Raw genomic sequence first — 17,988 nt, 5'->3', positions numbered from 1 at the left:
ATGTTTCACGTGAAACATGCCGCTACGTCGGATTCAGTGCGACACGTCCACGGCGATGTGGTGCGTGCCGATGCGCTTGCGGAACACCCAGTAGGTCCAACTCTGGTAGAGCAGGACGATCGGCGTGGCGATCACGGCACACCAGGTCATGATCTTCAGGGTGTACTGACTCGACGAGGCGTTGGTGACCGTGAGGCTCCAGTCCGCGTTGAGCGAGGACGGCATGACGTCCGGGAAGAGCGACAGGAAGAGCATCGCGACGGCCGCCACGATGGTCAGTCCCGAGAGAATGAACGCCCATCCCTCACGCCCGGCGTTGACCATCGCCAGCGCCGCGACGAGGGCGGTCACGGCCACGATCAGCGCGGCCAGCGACGCGCCGTCACCGCTGTCGGCCTGGGTCCAGATGAGGAAGACCAGCGCCAGCACGGCTGTCGCCAGGCCGACCTGCAGAGCGAGCTTCCGCGACCGCTCCCGAATGTCTCCCACTGTCTTGAGGCCGACGAACACCGCACCGTGGAAGGTGAACAGCGTGAGCGTGACCAGACCGCCGAGGATCGAGTACAGGTTGAGCAGATCCCAGAAGTTGCCCACGTACTCGAAGTTCCGGTCGATCTTCACTCCGCGCACGATGTTGGCGAAGGCCACACCCCACAGGAACGCCGGGATCAGCGAGGTCCAGAAGATCGCCGTCTCCCAGTTGCGCTGCCAGTGTTCCTCGGACCTCTTCGCCCGGTATTCGAAGGCGACACCGCGCACGATCAGACAGACCAGGATGATCAGAAGGGGCAGGTAGAAGCCCGAGAAGAGGGTGGCGTACCACTCGGGGAAGGCGGCGAAGGTCGCACCGCCGGCCGTGAGCAGCCATACCTCGTTGCCGTCCCAGACCGGGCCGATCGTGTTGATCAGCACCCGCTTCTCGGTGCGGTCGCGGGCCAGCAGCTTGGTGAGGATGCCGACCCCGAAGTCGAAGCCCTCCAGGAAGAAGTAGCCGATCCAGAGGACCGCGATGAGGACGAACCAGACGTCGTGAAGTTCCATGACTCAGCAGCTCCCTGAGCCTAGTAGGAGAAGGCCATCGGCTTGTCGGCGTCACTGGAGTCGCCGCCGATCCTGGTGGGCGGGTTGAGGTCGGACTCGGTGAGCTCGGGCGGCCCCGCCTTGACGTACTTCGCGAGCAGCTTGACCTCGATGACCGCGAGGATCGCGTAGATCAGCGAGTAGACGGTCAGCGAGGTGATGACCTCGCCCTGCGAAACGGTGGGGGAGACGCCGAACCGGGTCTGCAGAACGCCGTACACGACCCACGGCTGACGGCCCATCTCGGTGAAGATCCAGCCCCAGGAGTTGGCGATCAGCGGGAACGCCAGGGTCCAGATGGCGATGCGCCAGCCCCACTTGGTGAGCTTCGGGCCGAGCGCCTTGTTCTTGAACAGAACCAGATGCGGTGCCTCGTCCTCGCCGACCCTCAGGTGCTGGGGCAGCATGAACTTCTTGCGGGTCAGCCAGAGTCCGACGATGCCGATCACGAAGGACGCCATGCCGAAGCCGATCATCCAGCGAAAGGCCCAGAAGGTGACCGGGATGATGGGGCGGTAGTCGCCGGGACCGTACTTCTCCTGCTCGGCCTTGTTCGTGTCGTTGATGCCGGGGACGTACGAGTTGAAGTCGTCGTCGGCGAGGAACGACAGTATCCCCGGGATGGACAGCTCGACGGTGTTGTGCCCCTTGCTGACGTCTCCGTAGGCGAAGATCGAGAACGGTGCGGAGTCCTGACCGTCCCACAGCGCCTCGGCGGCGGCCATCTTCATCGGCTGCTGCTTGAACATGATCTTGCCGAGGGTGTCGCCGCTGATCGCCGTGAGCAGACCGGCGATGACGACGGTGACGAGGCCGAGGCGCAGCGAGGTCTTCATGACGGCGACGTGCCGCTTGCGGGCCAGGTGGATCGCGGCGATGCCCACCATGAAGGCGCCGCCCGTCAGGAAGGCCGCCGTGAGGGTGTGGAACGCCTGGGCCAGCGCGGTGTTCTGGGTCAGCACGTGCCAGAAGTCGGTGAGTTCGGCGCGGCCCTTCGCCTTGTTGATCCGATAGCCGACGGGGTGCTGCATCCACGAGTTGGCCGCGAGGATGAAGTACGCCGACAGGATCGTGCCGATGGAGACCATCCAGATGCAGGCGAGGTGGAGCTTCTTCGGGAGCCTGTCCCAGCCGAAGATCCACAGCCCGATGAAGGTGGACTCGAAGAAGAAGGCGATCAGGGCTTCGAAGGCGAGCGGCGCACCGAAGATGTCACCGACGAAGCGTGAGTAGGCGGACCAGTTCATGCCGAACTGGAATTCCTGGACGATGCCGGTGACGACGCCCATCGCGATGTTGATCAGGAAGAGCTTGCCCCAGAACTTCGTGGCTTTGAGGTACTTCTGATTCTCCGTACGCACCCAGGCGGTCTGCAGGCCGGCGACGAGCGCTGCGAGCGAGATCGTCAGAGGTACGAAGAAGAAGTGGTAGACGGTGATAATTCCGAACTGCCATCGCGCCATGGTCTCTGGCGCCAAAGCCAATTCCACGTCGTCAGTCTCCTTACGTCGCCGTGGTCACAGCCGCAGTTTGCCCGCTTCATCACGGACATCACGGGATCAACAGGACACGCTTGTGAACGCGTTCACATTCACAAGCAATTATGACGCATGCCCGTTCGAGGGAGGAGGGGCGGGGGGTCCCTAACCGGGACCGAAGGGTCCCGACCCGGACCCGGCAGGCCCCGGACCGGAGGAACCGGGCAGCCCGGGACGCACGGGTGACGCCCGGACCCGCGCGGCCGGCGCCGGCCTCCGCCCCGTCCGCACCGCGCACGACGAGGGGCCCGTACGCGGTCGACGCGTACGGGCCCCTCTCCGGACTCACGGACGGATGCCCTCACGAGTGACGGACAAGCCCGTCCCGGTGGGCACTTGGTCCGCCGTGCGGCTACATCCCCTTGTGGAAGCTCTCGGTCGCCTTCAGGAAGATGTCGTTCGCCTCGGTCTCACCGATGGTGACGCGGACGCCCTCGCCCGCGAAGGGACGCACGACGACACCGGCCTGCTCGCAGTGCGCGGCGAAGTCGAGGGTGCGCTCCCCCAGGCGCAGCCAGACGAAGTTGGCCTGCGTCTCGGGCACCGTCCAGCCCTGACCGCGCAGCGTGTCGACCACCCGGGTGCGCTCGGAGACCAGGGAGCCGACCCGGCCGAGCAGTTCGTCCTCGGCCCGCAGGCTCGCCACCGCGGCGTCCTGGGCCAGCTGGCTCACGCCGAACGGCACGGCCGTCTTGCGCAGCGCGGCCGCCACCGGCTCGTGAGCGATGGCGAAGCCGACCCGGAGGCCGGCCAGCCCGTACGCCTTGGAGAAGGTGCGCAGCACGCAGACATTGGGCCGGTCGCGGTAGATCTCCACGCCGTCCGGCACCTCGGCGTCACGGATGAACTCGCGGTACGCCTCGTCCAGCACGACCAGCACATCGCTCGGCACCCGGTCCAGGAACCGCTCCAGCTCGGCCCGGCGGACCACGGTGCCGGTCGGGTTGTTCGGGTTGCAGAGGAAAATCAGCCGCGTCCGGTCGGTGACCGCGTCGGCCATCGCGTCCAGGTCGTGCACCTCGCCCGGGGTCAGCGGCACCTGCACCGAGGTCGCCCCGCTGATCTGCGTGATGATCGGGTACGCCTCGAAGGACCGCCAGGCGTAGATGACCTCGTCGCCGGGACCGCTCGTGGCCTGGAGCAGCGACTGCGCGACGCCGACGGAGCCGGTGCCCGTCGCCACGTGGGAGACGGGAACGCCGAAACGGTCCGCCAGCTCGTTGACCAGCCCCGTGCACGCCATGTCCGGGTAACGGTTGAACGAACCGGTCGCCGCGGCCAGGCTCTCGACCACGCCGGGCAGCGGTGGGTACGGGTTCTCGTTGGAGGACAGCTTGTACGCCACAGCGCCGGCGGCGGCGGGCTTGCCGGGCTTGTAGGTGGGGATCCCCGCCAGCTCGGCACGCAGCTTGGGGTTCGTGTCGCTCACCGCAGTCCTCCTCGTGACCACCAGCGGCTCATGACCACCACCGGCTCCTAATACTTCTCACCTTATGAGGATTCCGCGCCACTGCGAATGGCCTGTGGACAACCCGACACCACCCCGTGCCCGGCCGGGTGATCATCCACGCACGCCGGCGGCACCGGTCCCGGCCGTCGCCGCCGCACGGCCCGACGGCCGCCCCCGTACGAAGTCGTACGAAAGGGGGCGCGTCGGCGGCTATCACATGCGCCGGTGGCTCGCGCCGTGGCGCGCATCCCTCGTACAGGTGAGTTGAGACCTCTTCGAGACATGGCCCGCTTGGCAGGTCCGCACGCGCCGACAAGTCACGTATCGGGATGGGATCGGTCAACTACCTTCACTTCAAAGGGAGTTAGACGCTGTCGATCATGCAGAAACGTGCCTGTCAACGTGCGCATATGCGTCCGCGCTACCCCACCGCATGAGCCCTACTATCGGCTCGCCATGACAGCAGCAGGGAAGCACCAGGTGAGCCGGGCGGAGACCTCCCGCCGAGGCGGTCGGCCGGGCCGGGCGGGCATCAGAGACGTGGCCGCGGCAGCAGGGGTCTCCATCACAACCGTGTCCGACGCCCTCAACGGCAAGGGGCGGCTCCCGGACGCCACCCGACGCCATGTCCGCGAAGTCGCCGACCGGCTGGGCTATCGCCCCTCGGCCGCGGCCCGAACCCTCCGTACCGGCAAGTCCGGCCTGATCGGCCTGACCGTCACCACGTACGGGGATGAACCTTTCACCTTCACCGAGTTCGCGTACTTCGCCGAGATGGCCAGAGCCGCCACCTCGGCCGCGCTCGCCCGGGGATACGCCCTGGTCATCCTCCCCGCGACCTCCCGCCACGACGTGTGGTCGAACGTCGCCCTGGACGGAACCGTGGTCATCGACCCGTCCGACCAGGATCCGGTCGTCAGCGAGCTGGTCCGCCAGGGGCTGCCCGTCGTCTCCGACGGCCGGCCCGCGGGATCGCTCCCGGTCACCGCCTGGGTGGACAACGACCACGAGGCCGCCGTCCTCGGCATCCTCGACCACCTGGCCGACGCCGGTGCCCGCCGCATCGGTCTCCTCACCGGCACCACCACGGACACGTACACCCACCTCTCCACCACCGCATACCTGCGCTGGTGCGAGCGTGTGCGCCAGGATCCGGTGTACGAGGCCTATCCCGCGCACGATCCGTGCGCGGGAGCGGTGGCGGCCGACCGGCTCCTCGCCCGGCCCGACCGCCCGGACGCCGTCTACGGCCTCTTCGACCCGAACGGGACCGACCTGCTGGCCGCCGCCCGCCGCTACGGTCTGCGCGTACCCGACGACCTGCTGCTGGTGTGCTGCAGCGAGTCGAACGTCTACGCCAGCACCGAGCCGCCCGTCACGACCCTCTCCCTCAAACCGCGCAGAATCGGCACGGCCGTCGTCCAGCTGCTGATCGACGCCATCGAAGGGGTCGAATCGGACCAACCGATCGAACAGGTGATACCGACGGAGCTGATCGTGCGGACCTCGTCGCAGCGCCGTTCGCCCCGGACGACCGTCAGTCCGCCCCGATCACCCGAGCAGGGCTGAGATCCGATCAGGCAAGGGCGGGGCGAGCCCCGCCCAATTCGGGCGAAAACCTCGGTGAACTGGGCTCCTGTTCCGATTCACCACCCCTGGGTCATCACATGGCGCGATCCGCATTCCTATGATGGGCGGACGACACCGCGGGCCGCTGCGACCAGGCAGTCCGAACCGGTGCAGATGCGGCGCGATGGTGGTGGAGGGGTCGATGACTCAGGGGGCCGGTCAGGGACCCGAGGTGGTGCGGACGGCGACGTTGCGCGACTTCCGGGTACCGGGGTACGTCCACGAGACCGGTCCGTATGCGCAGAACACGCCTCATGGCGAGGGCGCCGGACCCGTCGGGGAGAACGCGCGGTACGCGTCGGGAGAACCCTCCCCCTACGCGTCCGGGAAGTCTCCGTCGGAGTTCCCGGAAGGGTTCTCCGAGGGGTACACGCCCACGCAGCGCGATCTGCCGGTCATCAACCGGGGCGACACCCTGCAGGTCGCCGTCGACCCCGCGGGCGCACCCGCCCCGGCGCCCGGCGCCGGACCCGGCCCGCTGTACGTCGTCGGGGACGTGCACGGCTACCTCGACCAGCTCGTCGCCGCGCTCCAGGCCAAGGGCCTCCTCGACGCCGCCGGGAACTGGTCGGCCGGCACCTCGCGCCTGTGGTTCCTCGGCGACTTCACCGACCGCGGCCCGGACGGCATCGGCGTGATCGACCTCGTGATGCGGCTGTCCGCCGAGGCGGCCGCGGCCGGCGGCTACTGCAAGGCGCTCATGGGCAACCACGAGCTGCTGCTGCTCGGCGCCAAGCGGTTCGGCGACACCCCGGTCAGCTCCGGCGCCGGCACCGCCACCTTCCAGGCCGCCTGGCTGCTCAACGGCGGCCAGAAGACGGACATGGACCGCCTCCAGGACCACCATCTGCAGTGGATGGCCCGCCTCGACGCCATGGAGCTGGTCGACGGACACCTTCTGGTGCACTCCGACACCACCGCCTACCTCGACTACGGCGACTCCATCGAAGCGGTCAACGACACCGTCCGCGAAACCCTCACCCGCAACGACGCCGAGGACTGCTGGGACCTCTTCCGCAAGTTCACCCGCCGCTTCGCCTTCCGCGACGACGGCGCCGAGGCGGTCCACGAACTGCTCGACCTGTACGGCGGCACACGCGTCGTCCACGGTCACAGCCCTATTCCGTACCTCCTGGGCGAGGTGGGCCCGGAGGACGGCGAGGCCGGAGCGGGTCCCGTGATCGAAGGACCGCACGTCTACGCGGACGGTCTGGCCATCGCGATGGACGGTGGAGTGACCATGGCCGGAAAGCTGCTGGTCCAACAACTTCCCCTGGATATCTGAGCGTTCACCGGGCAGGCGTCCGGCGGACGGACCGCTGCGGACAGGGGCCAATTTCTGGAAACCCCCTGTCACGGCGTGCCGTCACCGCTCTACCATCGGCTTATCCGTAGCAGGCTCCCCTCCGTTTCTGCCCAACGGCTCGTCAGCGTGCGAGCCACCAGCCCTACGGAGCATCGGGGGATGCAGATGAACAGCGTTCCGCAGCACCTGCTGAGCGAGGACCGCCAGGAATACGAGCGGATCCTCGATGAGGCGCTGCGCTCCGCACCACACCGCCCGGAACTCGCCGCTGTCGGCCAGCGGCTCAACCTCGAACAACTGCGCACCATGGCGCTCAACGCCACGGCCCTCATCACGACGGCCGCGTCGGACGAGTACGCGCACTACGTGAAGATCCGCAGCGAACTGCGCCGACCGGTGCGGTCCGCTGTCGTGAGCGAGGAGACCGGCTCCACGGAGTCGGGCACGACCGTGTTGGGGCTCGCCGCCACCGTGGGGGAGGTCACCGAGACCGCCGGAGCGGGCGCGGTCGCCGTCGTCGCGGTGCTCGCCCCCGTCCTCGCCGGGACGGCAGCGGTGATCTTTCTGCTCGTGGGCTACGTCCTGAGGATGCTCGATCCCGAACCGACCGTCGCCCGAACCCTCCTGACCACCGGATGGGTCTTCGGCGCGATCACGGCGGCCGCCATCCTGGTCGCCGCGGCGGGACTGCTGCTGACCGCCCTGCGCAACAGCTCGTCCTCCCTCCAGGCCGAAGCGGGCGACGAGCTGACCGGACAGGTCACCCGGGCCAAGGAGGCCTGGCGTGATGCCCTGCTGGAGCGCGGCATCATGCCGTTCCTCCGGGAAGCCCTCGCGGACCCGGGCTCGGCGGCACTGAGCCGCCCCGCACCGGCCCCCAGCCGCATTCCCCACCTCGGGTACGGCAGGCCGGGGTTCAGCAGCCCCGAGGACGGACCCGCGGCAGGCTCGCGCCCGAGCTTCTCCAGCCCGGACTTCACCAGCCCGGACTTCGGGGGACCTGAACACCAGCCCGAGTGACCCGGCCGGCCGACGGCCGGGTCAGAGGCAGGAGAGGGCCCGCGCGGGTGCGCGGGCCCGTACACCGCTGCGGGTGCGGCCCTTCGCGGCTGCCGCGGGCGCTTCCGTACGGCCGCGGGGGCAGAACCCTGCCCGCGCGGCCCGCCGCGGGCGCCGGTCCCTCCCGCGCACGGCCGCGGCGCGGGCGGTCCCTACGGGCTTCGGGGCGGGCGGTCCTCCACACCCGCCTCCGGGCGGCCCGGGAGCGTCCTGCGGGCGTCATGCGCTGTCCTCGGGGTGCCTCAGACGATGCCCAGCCGCCGGGCCTCCTTCGTCCACGACGGGAACTCGGACAGCAGCCGGTCGTAGAGCTCCGGATCCGGTACGTCGCTGATGTCGTCGACCGCGAAGAAGCCCACGTTGTCGACGCGTCGGCCCGGCAGGGTGTCGAACCGCTCCAGAACGCCGTAGTCGGAGCGCCCCAGTCCGACGAACTGCCAGAAGACCGGCTCGTCCACCGCCTCCCGCAGCTCCTTCTCGATCTCCTTGTTGCGGTAGACGCCTCCGTCGGAGAAGAAGAGCACCAGGGTGGGATCGGCGGCCGGGTGCTCGCGGACGAACGTCCGGATCTCGGCGATCACCTTCTGCTCCTCGTTCTGGATGCCGACCGCCCGCATGTCCACCTGTCCCGGCAGCAGGCCCTTCTTCGGCTTCTTCCTTCTGAACAAGGTCAGTTCACCTACCCGGACGTGGCGCTCCAGCCACTCCGGCAGATCGCCCAGAGCGAGGTCCGGCAGCCGGGCCGGGTTCGACGCGAAGGTCCACGCCTGCATCTCCCCGTCGTCGTCCAGCTGTGCCGCCACCGCGGCCATCCGTTCCACCACATCGGCCACGACGCCCTTGGAGTACAGGAACGACATCGACCCGGAGGCGTCCAGGACCAGGACGACGCGGGCCCTGACCCCCACCGCCCCGTGCTTGCGCAGACTGACCGCCACCTGCTCCTTGCGCAGGGAGAGCCGCTTGCGCATGTCGACGGGCAACCGCTCCTCGCCCTTGACGAGACGAGGGGCCGAGCCGGGAGCCGGGGCCGGGGATGCCTGGGGCGCGGGAGGGACGGGCGAGGCCGGGGGCGACGGGGGTACCGGGGGGACAGGCGCGGTCGGGGGTGCGGGGACCGGCGAGGGTGTCGGTGCCGCTGCGGTGGCTCCGGCGGGCGCGCTCCTCGCGTCCGCGCTCCCTGCGGTGCCCGGCTCCTCGTCCACGCTGATCCCGAAGTCGGTGGCCAGGCCCGCGAGCCCGGAAGCGTACCCCTGGCCCACGGCGCGGAACTTCCACTGACCGCCCCGCAGATACAGCTCGCCCCCGATGAACGCCGTCTCCGTCGTCGCCTCCATCTCGAAGAACGCCAGTTCCTCCCCGGTTCCGGCATCGAGCAGCCCCAGTCTCAGACCCGACAGCTGGCCGAAGGTGCCCCCGTCGGCGGAGGCGCCCAGGACCACGCGCTGGATCTCCGGCTCCAGGGCCCGCAGATCCACCTCGACGGTGTCCGTCGTCCCGTCTCCCTCCCGCCGCTTGCCCGAGTGGCGCACGGCGCCGGAGGCGTGTCTGGGCTGGTTGTAGAAGACGAAGTCACCGTCGTCGCGCACCCGCCCGTCCGCCCGGAGCAGCAGGGCCGAGGCGTCGGCGTCCGGCGCACCGGGTCCTCCTGACCAGCCGAGTACGACCCGCACCTCCTGCGCGGCAACGGGAAGGTTGGCACCCTTGCTCATCGATGTCGGTGTCATGCGTCCAGTCTCCCTGGAGAAGCCGTCAGTGGGTCCGGCCGATACGCCCGCTCGTGGGAAGAGCCTGCCGCGTCCGTCGCGGCCCGTACGAACGCGCGCAGCCGCTCGGTGGTGTTGCCCTCCATCCACACCAGTCCCCGTTCGATCGGCTGTGCGTCGTGAAGGGGTACGTAGGCGACGTCGGGCCTCGGGTAGTACCGCCGCGAGTGCTCCCCGACCGGGAGGACGCCCCGGCCCATCGCGACCAGGGTCAGCATCTCGGAGAACGACCCGCTGGCAGGCCCCTTCGGAACGGGCCTGCCCGAGGGGGTGCGGTCCGGTGTGCGGTCCCGCTTGAACGCCGCCGAGGTCACCTCGGGGTACTGCACCACGGGATGGTCCGCGAGCACCTCGAGGGACAGCCGTTCCTCGCCGGCCAGCGGATGACCTGCCGCGACGGCCAGGACCCTTCTCTCCCGCAGCAGTGCGGGTCCGCAGGCCATGCCGTCGAAGGGGAACGAGGCCAGCAGCACGTCGACCGAACCGTCCAGCAGACTCGCCCGGGAGTTGGAGAGCTGGACCTCCCGCACGTCGACACGGCAGTCCGGGTGACGCTCACCGAACGTGGCGACCGCCTTGAGAAGCGTGGGCGCCGTCCACTCGCCGAGGAAGGCGACCCGCAGCTCTCCGGTGACGCCCCGGCTGGCGTCGGCCGCCCTTCGCAGCGCCGCTTCCATCCCGGCGACCAGGGGCGCCAGGTCGGCCGCCAGCTGCCGGCCGATCGCGGTGAGCCGGACGGAACGGCTGTTGCGTTCGAACAGCAGGGCTCCGACTCTGCGCTCCAGCGCCTTGATCACCTGGCTCACGCGCCCAGTCGTGATCACCAGCCGCGCGGCGGTCCGGCCGAAGTGCAGTTCCTCGGCCAGCGTCAGAAAGATCTCGGTCTCCAGTCGCTCCAGCATGAAACCCCCGGCGTTAAATCTGACTCAACAGTCGTACAGCGATCATGCCTTGATGGCGGCCCTCTCGCGGCGGATCGTAGAAGGCGTCCACCCGGCCGCGGAAGAGCCGGCAAGGCCCCCGGCCGGCCGAGCACACAGCACCCCCGCGCCCGGTTCCGCCCACCACCAGGCCCACCACGCCATCACCTCCACCCCGCCCGTCACGCTCTTCCCGAACGGGGACCCATATGACTTCCTCGGACATCACCGCCTACCTGAACGGTCTCGACGGCCCGCTGCGCGACATCGGCGAGAGAACCAGGCACGTCATCGACTCGGCCCTCCCCGACGACTCCGGCGCGCTGTGGCACGGCCATCCCACCTGGAGCCTCGGGGACAAGCCGGGGCGGACCCCGGTCTGCCTGCTCAAGGCCTACACGTCCTACGTCACCTTCGGTCTCTGGCGCGGCCAGGACGTGGCCGATCCATCGGGCCGGCTGGTCGCCGGAGCCCGACGGATGGCCTCCGTGAAGCTCGGCCGTGCCGACGAGATCGACCCCGCCCTGTTCAGCGCGTGGCTTCGCCACGCCATCGCCCTGGAGACGACATGACCGCCCTGCGCGTGAAGGCCTTCGACCACCTGGTCCTCAACGTCGAGGACGTCGAACGGTCCCTGTCCTTCTACACCGGACTTCTGGGCCTCGAACCCGTACGCGTCGACGAATGGCGGCGCGGCCAGGCCCCGTTCCCGTCGGTGAGGGTCACGGCGGAAACCATCATCGACCTGACCGCCCGTAGCCGCGGCGGGTCCAACGTCGACCACATCTGCCTCACCGTGGAACCTCTGGACTGGGACCAGGTCATCGCGTCGGGATCCTTCACCGTGCTCGAAGGGCCCGTGAAACGCTTCGGCGCGCGCGGCAACGCCACCTCGGTCTACGTCCAGGACCCGGACGGCAACACCGTCGAACTGCGCTGGTACCCGCAGGACGGCACACCGTGACCGTGCCGAGGGCGGCGGTCCGGGTGTCCGCCCCGGACCGCGCCCGTGATCCGGCTCAGTCGGCCAGCGGCAGGTACACGCGGTTGCCCGCCTCGGCGAACTCCCTGGACTTCTGAAGCATGCCCTCGGAGATCTCCTCGGCGGAGGCGCCGTCGGCCACGTCACCGCCGAACCGCTCGTTGATGTTCTGGCTGATCTTCATCGAGCAGAACTTCGGCCCGCACATGGAGCAGAAGTGGGCCGTCTTGGCGGGCTCGGCCGGCAGCGTCTGGTCGTGGAACTCCCGCGCCGTGTCCGGGTCGAGAGCCAGGTTGAACTGGTCCTCCCACCGGAACTCGAAGCGGGCGTCGGAGAGCGCGTCATCCCATTCCTGCGCACCTGGGTGCCCCTTGGCGAGGTCGGCTGCGTGGGCGGCGATCTTGTAGGTGATGACGCCGGTCTTGACGTCGTCACGATCGGGCAGGCCCAAGTGCTCCTTGGGCGTGACGTAGCAGAGCATGGCCGTGCCCCACCAGGCGATCATCGCGGCACCGATGCCGGAAGTGATGTGGTCGTACGCCGGCGCGACGTCCGTCGTCAGCGGCCCGAGGGTATAGAACGGAGCTTCATCACAGATCTCCTGCTGAAGGTCGATGTTCTCCTTGATCTTGTGCATCGGGACATGTCCCGGGCCTTCGATCATCGTCTGTACCTGAAAACGCTTCGCGACCCTGTTGAGTTCCCCGAGCGTCCTCAACTCGGCGAATTGCGCCGCGTCGTTGGCGTCCGCGATGGAACCCGGCCGCAGCCCGTCGCCGAGCGAGTAGGTGACGTCGTACGCGGCGAGGATCTCGCAGAGTTCCTCGAAGTTCTCGTACAGGAACGACTCCTTGTGGTGCGCGAGGCACCAGGCGGCCATGATCGAGCCGCCGCGCGAGACGATGCCGGTCTTGCGGTTCGCGGTGAGCGGCACGTACGCGAGGCGCACGCCCGCGTGAACCGTCATGTAGTCCACGCCCTGCTCGGCCTGCTCGACGACGGTGTCCTTGTAGATCTCCCAGGTCAGTTCCTCGGCACGGCCGTCGACCTTCTCCAGCGCCTGATAGAGCGGCACGGTGCCGATGGGGACGGGAGAGTTGCGCAGCACCCATTCACGCGTGGTGTGGATGTTGCGGCCGGTGGACAGGTCCATGACCGTGTCGGCGCCCCATCGGGTCGCCCAGGTCATCTTGTCGACCTCCTCCTCGATGGAGGAAGTCACCGCGGAATTACCGATGTTGGCGTTGACCTTCACCAGGAACCGCTTACCGATGATCATCGGCTCGATCTCCGGATGGTTGACGTTCACGGGCAGCACCGCTCGGCCCGCGGCGATCTCCTCCCGTACGACCTCGGGGGCGACGTTCTCACGGACCGCCACGAACTCCATCTCGGGCGTGATCTCACCCCGCCGCGCGTAAGCGAGCTGGGTCACCGCCTGCCCGGACCGCCCCCGGCGCGGCTGACGCGGCCGGCCGGGGAAGACCGCGTCGAGATTGCGCAGCCCTCCGCGCGGGGACGTGTGCTTGATCCCGTCGTCCTCGGGACGGACGGGACGGCCCGCGTACTCCTCGGTGTCCCCGCGGGCGATGATCCAGCTCTCACGCAGCGGCGTCAGCCCCCTGCGCACATCGGTGTCGACGGCCGGATCGGTGTACGGGCCGGAGGTGTCGTACAGCGTCACGGACTGTCCGTTGGTGAGGTGCACCTGGCGAACCGGCACCCGCAGATCGGGGCGAGTACCCCCGACGTATGCCTTGTGCCACCCGATGGACCGCCCGTCCTGGCCGTTCGGGGACGGCGGGGAAACCCCGTCCGTCCGACTGGAGGCAGGCGTGCGTACATCCTTGTCGGTCATGAGACCTACTCCCTACGCCGGCATTACCCGGTAACAGGTTCAGCGGTCGACGCAGCGGCTTCCGATCGCCGATGTTTCATGTGAAACATCGCGAAGACGGAGGTCAGCGCCCTCTCAGCCCGGTGCTCCGAGCTCCCGCGTGTGCAAAGGTGCCCCCACGCTAGCGTCATGTTTGGCGCGGTGAACAGAGGGCCCTTGACGTTCTTGCGATGATCGGGCGGTGACGACGACCCGACAGCACCCCTTCCCCCCGCCCGAGCCACCGCGCCGTTCCGGCTCCGACGACGGCCGTGGGCATGGCTCCGCTATCGGTCACGGCCACGAGCAGGAGCACGGCCACGGCCACGGACCGGGCGGTGATCATCACGGTTCGGGCGACGGTCACGGGCCGGGTCCCCGCCGCGGGCACAACGAGCCTGCGGGCGCCGGTCACGGGCATTCGCACAGCCACGGTCCCGCCGCTCCGGTCTCCAAGCAGCTGCGCAAGGTCATCGCCGCGGTACTGATCCCCTTCGCCGCCGCGGTCGTGGTGGGTCTCGTGGTGCTGTGGCCCGGCGGCGCGCCGTCCCACGAGCGCACCGGTGTCGGGTTCGACCGGCAGACCCAGCAGGCGACGGTCACGAAGATCGGCCAGGTGGACTGCAAGTCCGTGAACGCCTCCTCGGGAACCGCGACGGGCGGCACCTCCGCCGCCGGGGGTTCCTCCGCTCAGTCCGGGAAGGGGGGTGAGTGCAAGAAGGCGACCGTCCGCATCGACACCGGCGAGGACAAGGGCCGCACGTTCACCGAGATCGTTCAGCCCGATCAGTCACGGCAGTTGCACCAGGGCGAGAAGGTCGTCGTCGCGTACGAACCCTCCGCCCCCAAGGACCTCCAGTACTCGGTCACGGACGCGAACCGGAAGCTGCCCCTGACGCTGCTCGCAGTGATCTTCGCGGTGGTCGTCGTGGTGATCGGCCGGATGCGCGGCATCATGGCCCTGGTCGCCCTGGCCATCAGTTTCGTGATCCTGAACTTCTTCATCCTGCCCGCGATCCTGCAGGGCTCGAACCCGCTGCTCGTGGCCGTCGTCGGGTCCAGTGCGATCATGCTGATCGCGCTCTACATGTGTCACGGTCTGTCGGCCCGGACGTCCGTGGCGGTGGTCGGCACCCTGCTCTCCCTGGTGCTGATCGGACTCCTCGGCTCGGTCTTCATCGACTGGGCCGTACTGACCGGCAACACCGACGACAGCACCGGCCTGATCCACGGTCTGTACCCGTCCATCGACATGAGCGGCCTGCTGCTGGCCGGCGTCATCATCGGTTCGCTCGGTGTCCTGGACGATGTGACGGTGACGCAGACGTCCGCGGTGTGGGAACTGCACGAGGCGAACCCGACGATGGGCTGGCGCGGCCTGTACCGCGCGGGCATCCGTATCGGCCGCGACCACATCGCGTCGGTCGTCAACACGCTCGTCCTGGCCTACGCGGGCGCCGCGCTGCCGCTGCTGCTGCTCTTCTCGATCGCCCAGAGCAGCGTGGGCACCGTCGCCAACAGCGAACTGGTCGCCGAGGAGATCGTGCGCACGCTGGTCGGATCGATCGGTCTGGTCGCCGCGGTGCCCGTGACGACCGCGCTGGCCGCGCTGGTGGTCGCCGCGGACCGCGAGGGCGGCACGCCCGTCCCCGCGCAGCCCGCGGCCGACAGGACGCCGGCACGGAACGGGAAGGGACGCCGCCGCAAGCACTGAGCCGTCCCGCGGCAGCGCGGAAACCATCCTGCACCGGCGCCCCTTGTGAGGAAGCGTTACGCCGCTCCGCGGGCCGCCGACGCTCAGCCCGCGCTCTGCTCCTCCGTGAGGATGCGGTCGAGCACCGCGTCGAGGGACGTGTCGAAACCCTCGAGGGAGCGTTCCTGCCCGAGGGGCACGAGCCTGTCCGTCCGGTCGAGAAACGCGACGAGCGGCGCGGCCCCGGACCGGAACAGCGCGTGATCGCCGCCGACCTGAAGCCGGATCAGCACCTCGCCGAACGCCTCCGGGTCGGACGGAGCGATGTGCACATCGCCGTCACCACAGGGCCTGCCCACCCCGTCGACGAGCAGTTCCCGCCCGAACGCCCAGGTCACGGGCGCGTCGCCGGGCAAGTGGAAGGTCAACCGCACGGCGTACGGATCACAGGTCTCGTATCGCAGCTCGACAGGAATGCGGAAGGACAGCTCCTCGGACACGAGGAAGCTCATCATGACCTCTGCCTGCACCGACTCACGCATCGCCTACCCCGTCGTTTGCCATCGACTGGCCAGGATTCGTCCCACCTGACACTGCTGGAAATATTGCTCAACGTGCATGCCGCATTACAAGCAGTGAGTTTTCAGATACTGATAGAGATGGCGAGTGTTCCTAGCAACCGGCCGACCTCGTTCTGCAGCTGCCGTGCCACGGGCATCAGCCGGTCGCCCTGATGGGACGGGAGGGAGAAGGCCACCACCGCGGCCGAACTGCCCACGGTGACCGGAATCGCGGCACAGACCGTGCCCAGCGCGTACTCCTGCCGCTCGATCACCGGTTCCATCCGGCCCGTCCGTTCCAGACGCCGCAGCAGCCGGTCCTCGTCACGCACCGTGTACGGGGTGAGCGCCCGCACCGGGTAGCGGTCGAGGTGGTCACGCCGGGACTTGTCGTCCAGCTGGGCCAGCAGACACTGGCCGACCGCGTGGGCGTGCCCGGTCTCGCGGAAGTCGGCCCACTCCTCGACCGCCGGGTTCGCCGGGGTGTCGGCGACACACATGACCTCGATCTCACCACCGCGGTAGACCGCGTAGTACACGGGCGCGCCGATCACGTCGCGCCAGCGCGCGAGGGTGTCCCCCACCGTGCTGCGACGTTTCTGCCGGGCTCCGCTGCTGCTCAGCCGCTCGGCGGCCTCGCCCAGGAAGAACAGCCCTCTGTCACGGCGCAGATAGCCCTCGTGGACCAGCGTGCGCAGCAGGTGATAAGCGGTCGGCAACGCCAGCCCCGCCTCCCGTGCGAGCTGCTTGGCGGGGGCGCCCTGCTCACGCGAGGCGACGGCCTCCAGCAGACGCACCGCGCGCTGGACCGAGCCGATCAACGTGGTGGTGTGGGAGTCCAGGGGAGCGGCTTCCGGCTCCGCGGACAGGGCGCGGGCCTGCCGTGCCGTCCCCGTGGCCGGGGGGAGCGGACCGCGAGTCGCCGCCGGCCCGGTACGCCCTTCCACCGGCGCGGTGCGCCGGGCGGGTTCCTCCACCGCCGGATTCCGGGGCTGCGCCGGCCCCCTGGGCGGAACCGACGGGCCGTGCGAGAGGGACGGCTCCCCCGGCGAGGTACGCGGCTGGGCCGGCGGAACGCGTGCCGCCGCGGGCGTACCCGGTCGCCGGAAGGGTGGAGCGACGGATGGTGCGGGTGCGGTGTCAACCGTGGCCAAGGGGCACTCCGAAGAGCGAGGAGGACCGCCCGTGCGGGGAGTCACGGGAGGGCTGTGCGCTGCCCGCGGGGTCGGCCCCGCGTCGAGTTCCGGACTCTAACGGGCCGTCACCGCTCATACGCGGCCTCACCGGAAACTTCCCCCTGCCGAGGGAACCTTGGGTTCCCTTTCCCCTTTCGCCGTTACCTGTCGCTCGCCCTCCGGCGTCTCACCAGTCGCTGCGCGAGGAGGAACCCGACATGAACTTCCGCACGATGAAGATGAGCCCGCCGACCAGCGCGACGAAGACGAGCAGCTTGAAGAGCAGGCCGATGACGAACCCGACGACGCTCGCTATCAGGCCGCCGAACACCACGAGAGCGATGACCGGCACCGCGACCCACTTCACCCACCACGGCATACCGCTGAAGATCTCCTGCATCGCCCTGTCCTTACCTCTCCTCGCCCGTGGCCCCGACACCGGGACACTGATTCCGGGTTCTCTGATGTCTCGCACCCGATGCTAGGCGGGAGAGGGGGCCGTGCGGTGGCCTCGCATCCCTTGTCCTCCCCTGACCGTCCCCCTAGGGAACCCTGAGACGCGGGGTCAGCTCTCGGGCGGAGAGAACACCACCAGGACCCGCAGATCCTCCGTGATGTGGTGGAACTTGTGGGCGACCCCGGCGGGCACGTAGACGACGCTGCCCCGGGCCACCTGAGTGGTCTCCAGGCCGACGGTGATCGACGCCCGCCCGCTGACGATGAAGTACACCTCGTCCTGGGTATGCGGTTTCTGCGGATCGAGGGCGCCCGCGTCGAGCGCGTACAGCCCGACCGACATGTTCCGTTCGCGCAAAAACTGCAGGTAGGCACCGTCGTTGGCGGCGCGTTCCGCCTCCAGTTCATCCAGCCGGAATGCCTTCATCGCCCTCGTCCGCTCTTGTGCGTCGCAGGCTGTTTCCACAGCCTCTTCTGGCCAGTCGATCTCTCTGCCAC

General features: G+C 69.0%; 16 protein-coding genes and 1 riboswitch. Of the genes, 6 read left to right on the top strand and 10 right to left on the bottom strand.

The window, feature by feature from the left end; genetic code table 11:
• Positions 1-33: 33 nt before the first annotated feature.
• From cydB to hisC, 3 genes are all read right to left on the bottom strand, one after another.
• A complete protein-coding gene (cydB, locus tag ACFYW9_RS33660) occupies positions 34-1,041 on the bottom strand; it encodes a cytochrome d ubiquinol oxidase subunit II (RefSeq protein WP_389158499.1) in 1,008 nt (335 codons plus the stop codon).
• A 20-nt stretch (positions 1,042-1,061) separates the two neighbouring features.
• A complete protein-coding gene (locus ACFYW9_RS33655; protein WP_389158496.1) occupies positions 1,062-2,570 on the bottom strand; it encodes a cytochrome ubiquinol oxidase subunit I in 1,509 nt (502 codons plus the stop codon).
• Positions 2,571-2,970: 400 nt separating this feature from the next.
• Positions 2,971-4,047 carry a histidinol-phosphate transaminase gene (gene hisC, locus ACFYW9_RS33650; protein WP_389158493.1) on the bottom strand — a complete coding sequence of 359 codons (1,077 nt, stop codon included), beginning with the start codon at positions 4,045-4,047 and terminating at the stop codon, positions 2,971-2,973.
• Positions 4,048-4,524: 477 nt separating this feature from the next.
• Here hisC and ACFYW9_RS33645 point away from each other — a divergent pair, with 477 nt between their 5' ends.
• From ACFYW9_RS33645 to ACFYW9_RS33635, 3 genes are all read left to right on the top strand, one after another.
• Entirely contained in the window at positions 4,525-5,637 is a 1,113-nt protein-coding gene (locus ACFYW9_RS33645; RefSeq protein WP_351869454.1) for a LacI family DNA-binding transcriptional regulator, read from the top strand.
• A gap of 202 nt (positions 5,638-5,839) precedes the next feature.
• Positions 5,840-6,982: a metallophosphoesterase gene (locus ACFYW9_RS33640; RefSeq protein ID WP_389158489.1), complete on the top strand. Its 1,143-nt coding sequence runs from the start codon at positions 5,840-5,842 to the stop codon at positions 6,980-6,982.
• Between the two features lie 180 nt (positions 6,983-7,162).
• Positions 7,163-8,023, top strand: coding sequence for a hypothetical protein (locus ACFYW9_RS33635; protein ID WP_351869448.1), 861 nt, complete (start codon positions 7,163-7,165; stop codon positions 8,021-8,023).
• A 281-nt stretch (positions 8,024-8,304) separates the two neighbouring features.
• Here ACFYW9_RS33635 and ACFYW9_RS33630 read toward each other — a convergent pair whose 3' ends face one another.
• Both ACFYW9_RS33630 and ACFYW9_RS33625 read right to left on the bottom strand, forming a co-directional pair.
• Positions 8,305-9,789, bottom strand: a complete 1,485-nt coding sequence (locus tag ACFYW9_RS33630) for a VWA domain-containing protein (protein ID WP_389158485.1) — start codon at positions 9,787-9,789, stop codon at positions 8,305-8,307.
• Positions 9,786-10,730: a LysR family transcriptional regulator gene (locus tag ACFYW9_RS33625; RefSeq protein ID WP_389158482.1), complete on the bottom strand. Its 945-nt coding sequence runs from the start codon at positions 10,728-10,730 to the stop codon at positions 9,786-9,788. Before ACFYW9_RS33625 ends, ACFYW9_RS33630 begins: the two co-directional genes overlap by 4 nt.
• A 227-nt stretch (positions 10,731-10,957) precedes the next feature.
• On the opposite strand from ACFYW9_RS33625, the gene ACFYW9_RS33620 reads away from it, so the two are divergent.
• Positions 10,958-11,320, top strand: coding sequence for a DUF1801 domain-containing protein (locus tag ACFYW9_RS33620; RefSeq protein WP_389158479.1), 363 nt, complete (start codon positions 10,958-10,960; stop codon positions 11,318-11,320).
• Positions 11,317-11,712: a VOC family protein gene (locus ACFYW9_RS33615; RefSeq protein WP_351869436.1), complete on the top strand. Its 396-nt coding sequence runs from the start codon at positions 11,317-11,319 to the stop codon at positions 11,710-11,712. Before ACFYW9_RS33620 ends, ACFYW9_RS33615 begins: the two co-directional genes overlap by 4 nt.
• A 55-nt stretch (positions 11,713-11,767) precedes the next feature.
• Here the strand turns inward: ACFYW9_RS33615 and thiC are convergent, their stop codons facing one another.
• The gene (gene thiC, locus ACFYW9_RS33610) at positions 11,768-13,588 is read right to left on the bottom strand and encodes a phosphomethylpyrimidine synthase ThiC (RefSeq protein WP_389158474.1); all 1,821 of its coding nucleotides are present in this window, start codon (positions 13,586-13,588) and stop codon (positions 11,768-11,770) included.
• A riboswitch (TPP riboswitch) is annotated at positions 13,581-13,737 on the bottom strand. (Overlaps the previous gene by 8 nt.)
• Positions 13,738-13,808: 71 nt before the next feature.
• Between thiC and ACFYW9_RS33605 the strand changes: the two genes are divergently transcribed.
• Positions 13,809-15,320 (top strand): YibE/F family protein, encoded by a 1,512-nt coding sequence (locus ACFYW9_RS33605; protein WP_389158471.1) that lies wholly within the window; start codon positions 13,809-13,811, stop codon positions 15,318-15,320.
• A gap of 83 nt (positions 15,321-15,403) precedes the next feature.
• Here the strand turns inward: ACFYW9_RS33605 and ACFYW9_RS33600 are convergent, their stop codons facing one another.
• The 4 genes from ACFYW9_RS33600 to ACFYW9_RS33585 all read right to left on the bottom strand — a co-directional run bounded on the left by ACFYW9_RS33600 (position 15,404) and on the right by ACFYW9_RS33585 (position 17,917).
• Positions 15,404-15,841: an SsgA family sporulation/cell division regulator gene (locus ACFYW9_RS33600; protein WP_326786792.1), complete on the bottom strand. Its 438-nt coding sequence runs from the start codon at positions 15,839-15,841 to the stop codon at positions 15,404-15,406.
• Positions 15,842-15,942: 101 nt separating this feature from the next.
• On the bottom strand, positions 15,943-16,728 hold the full coding sequence (locus tag ACFYW9_RS33595; RefSeq protein WP_389158601.1) for an IclR family transcriptional regulator: 786 nt from the start codon (positions 16,726-16,728) through the stop codon (positions 15,943-15,945).
• Positions 16,729-17,221: 493 nt separating this feature from the next.
• Positions 17,222-17,434, bottom strand: coding sequence for a DUF5326 family protein (locus tag ACFYW9_RS33590; RefSeq protein WP_326786791.1), 213 nt, complete (start codon positions 17,432-17,434; stop codon positions 17,222-17,224).
• 165 nt (positions 17,435-17,599) lie between these two features.
• Complete coding sequence (locus ACFYW9_RS33585; protein ID WP_351869426.1) at positions 17,600-17,917, bottom strand: cupin domain-containing protein; 318 nt, start codon at positions 17,915-17,917, stop codon at positions 17,600-17,602.
• Positions 17,918-17,988 lie beyond the last annotated feature (71 nt).

The organism is Streptomyces sp. NPDC002698, assembly GCF_042888945.1.
GTDB lineage: Bacteria > Actinomycetota > Actinomycetes > Streptomycetales > Streptomycetaceae > Streptomyces.
This window is presented reverse-complemented; position numbering and strand designations above follow the sequence as displayed.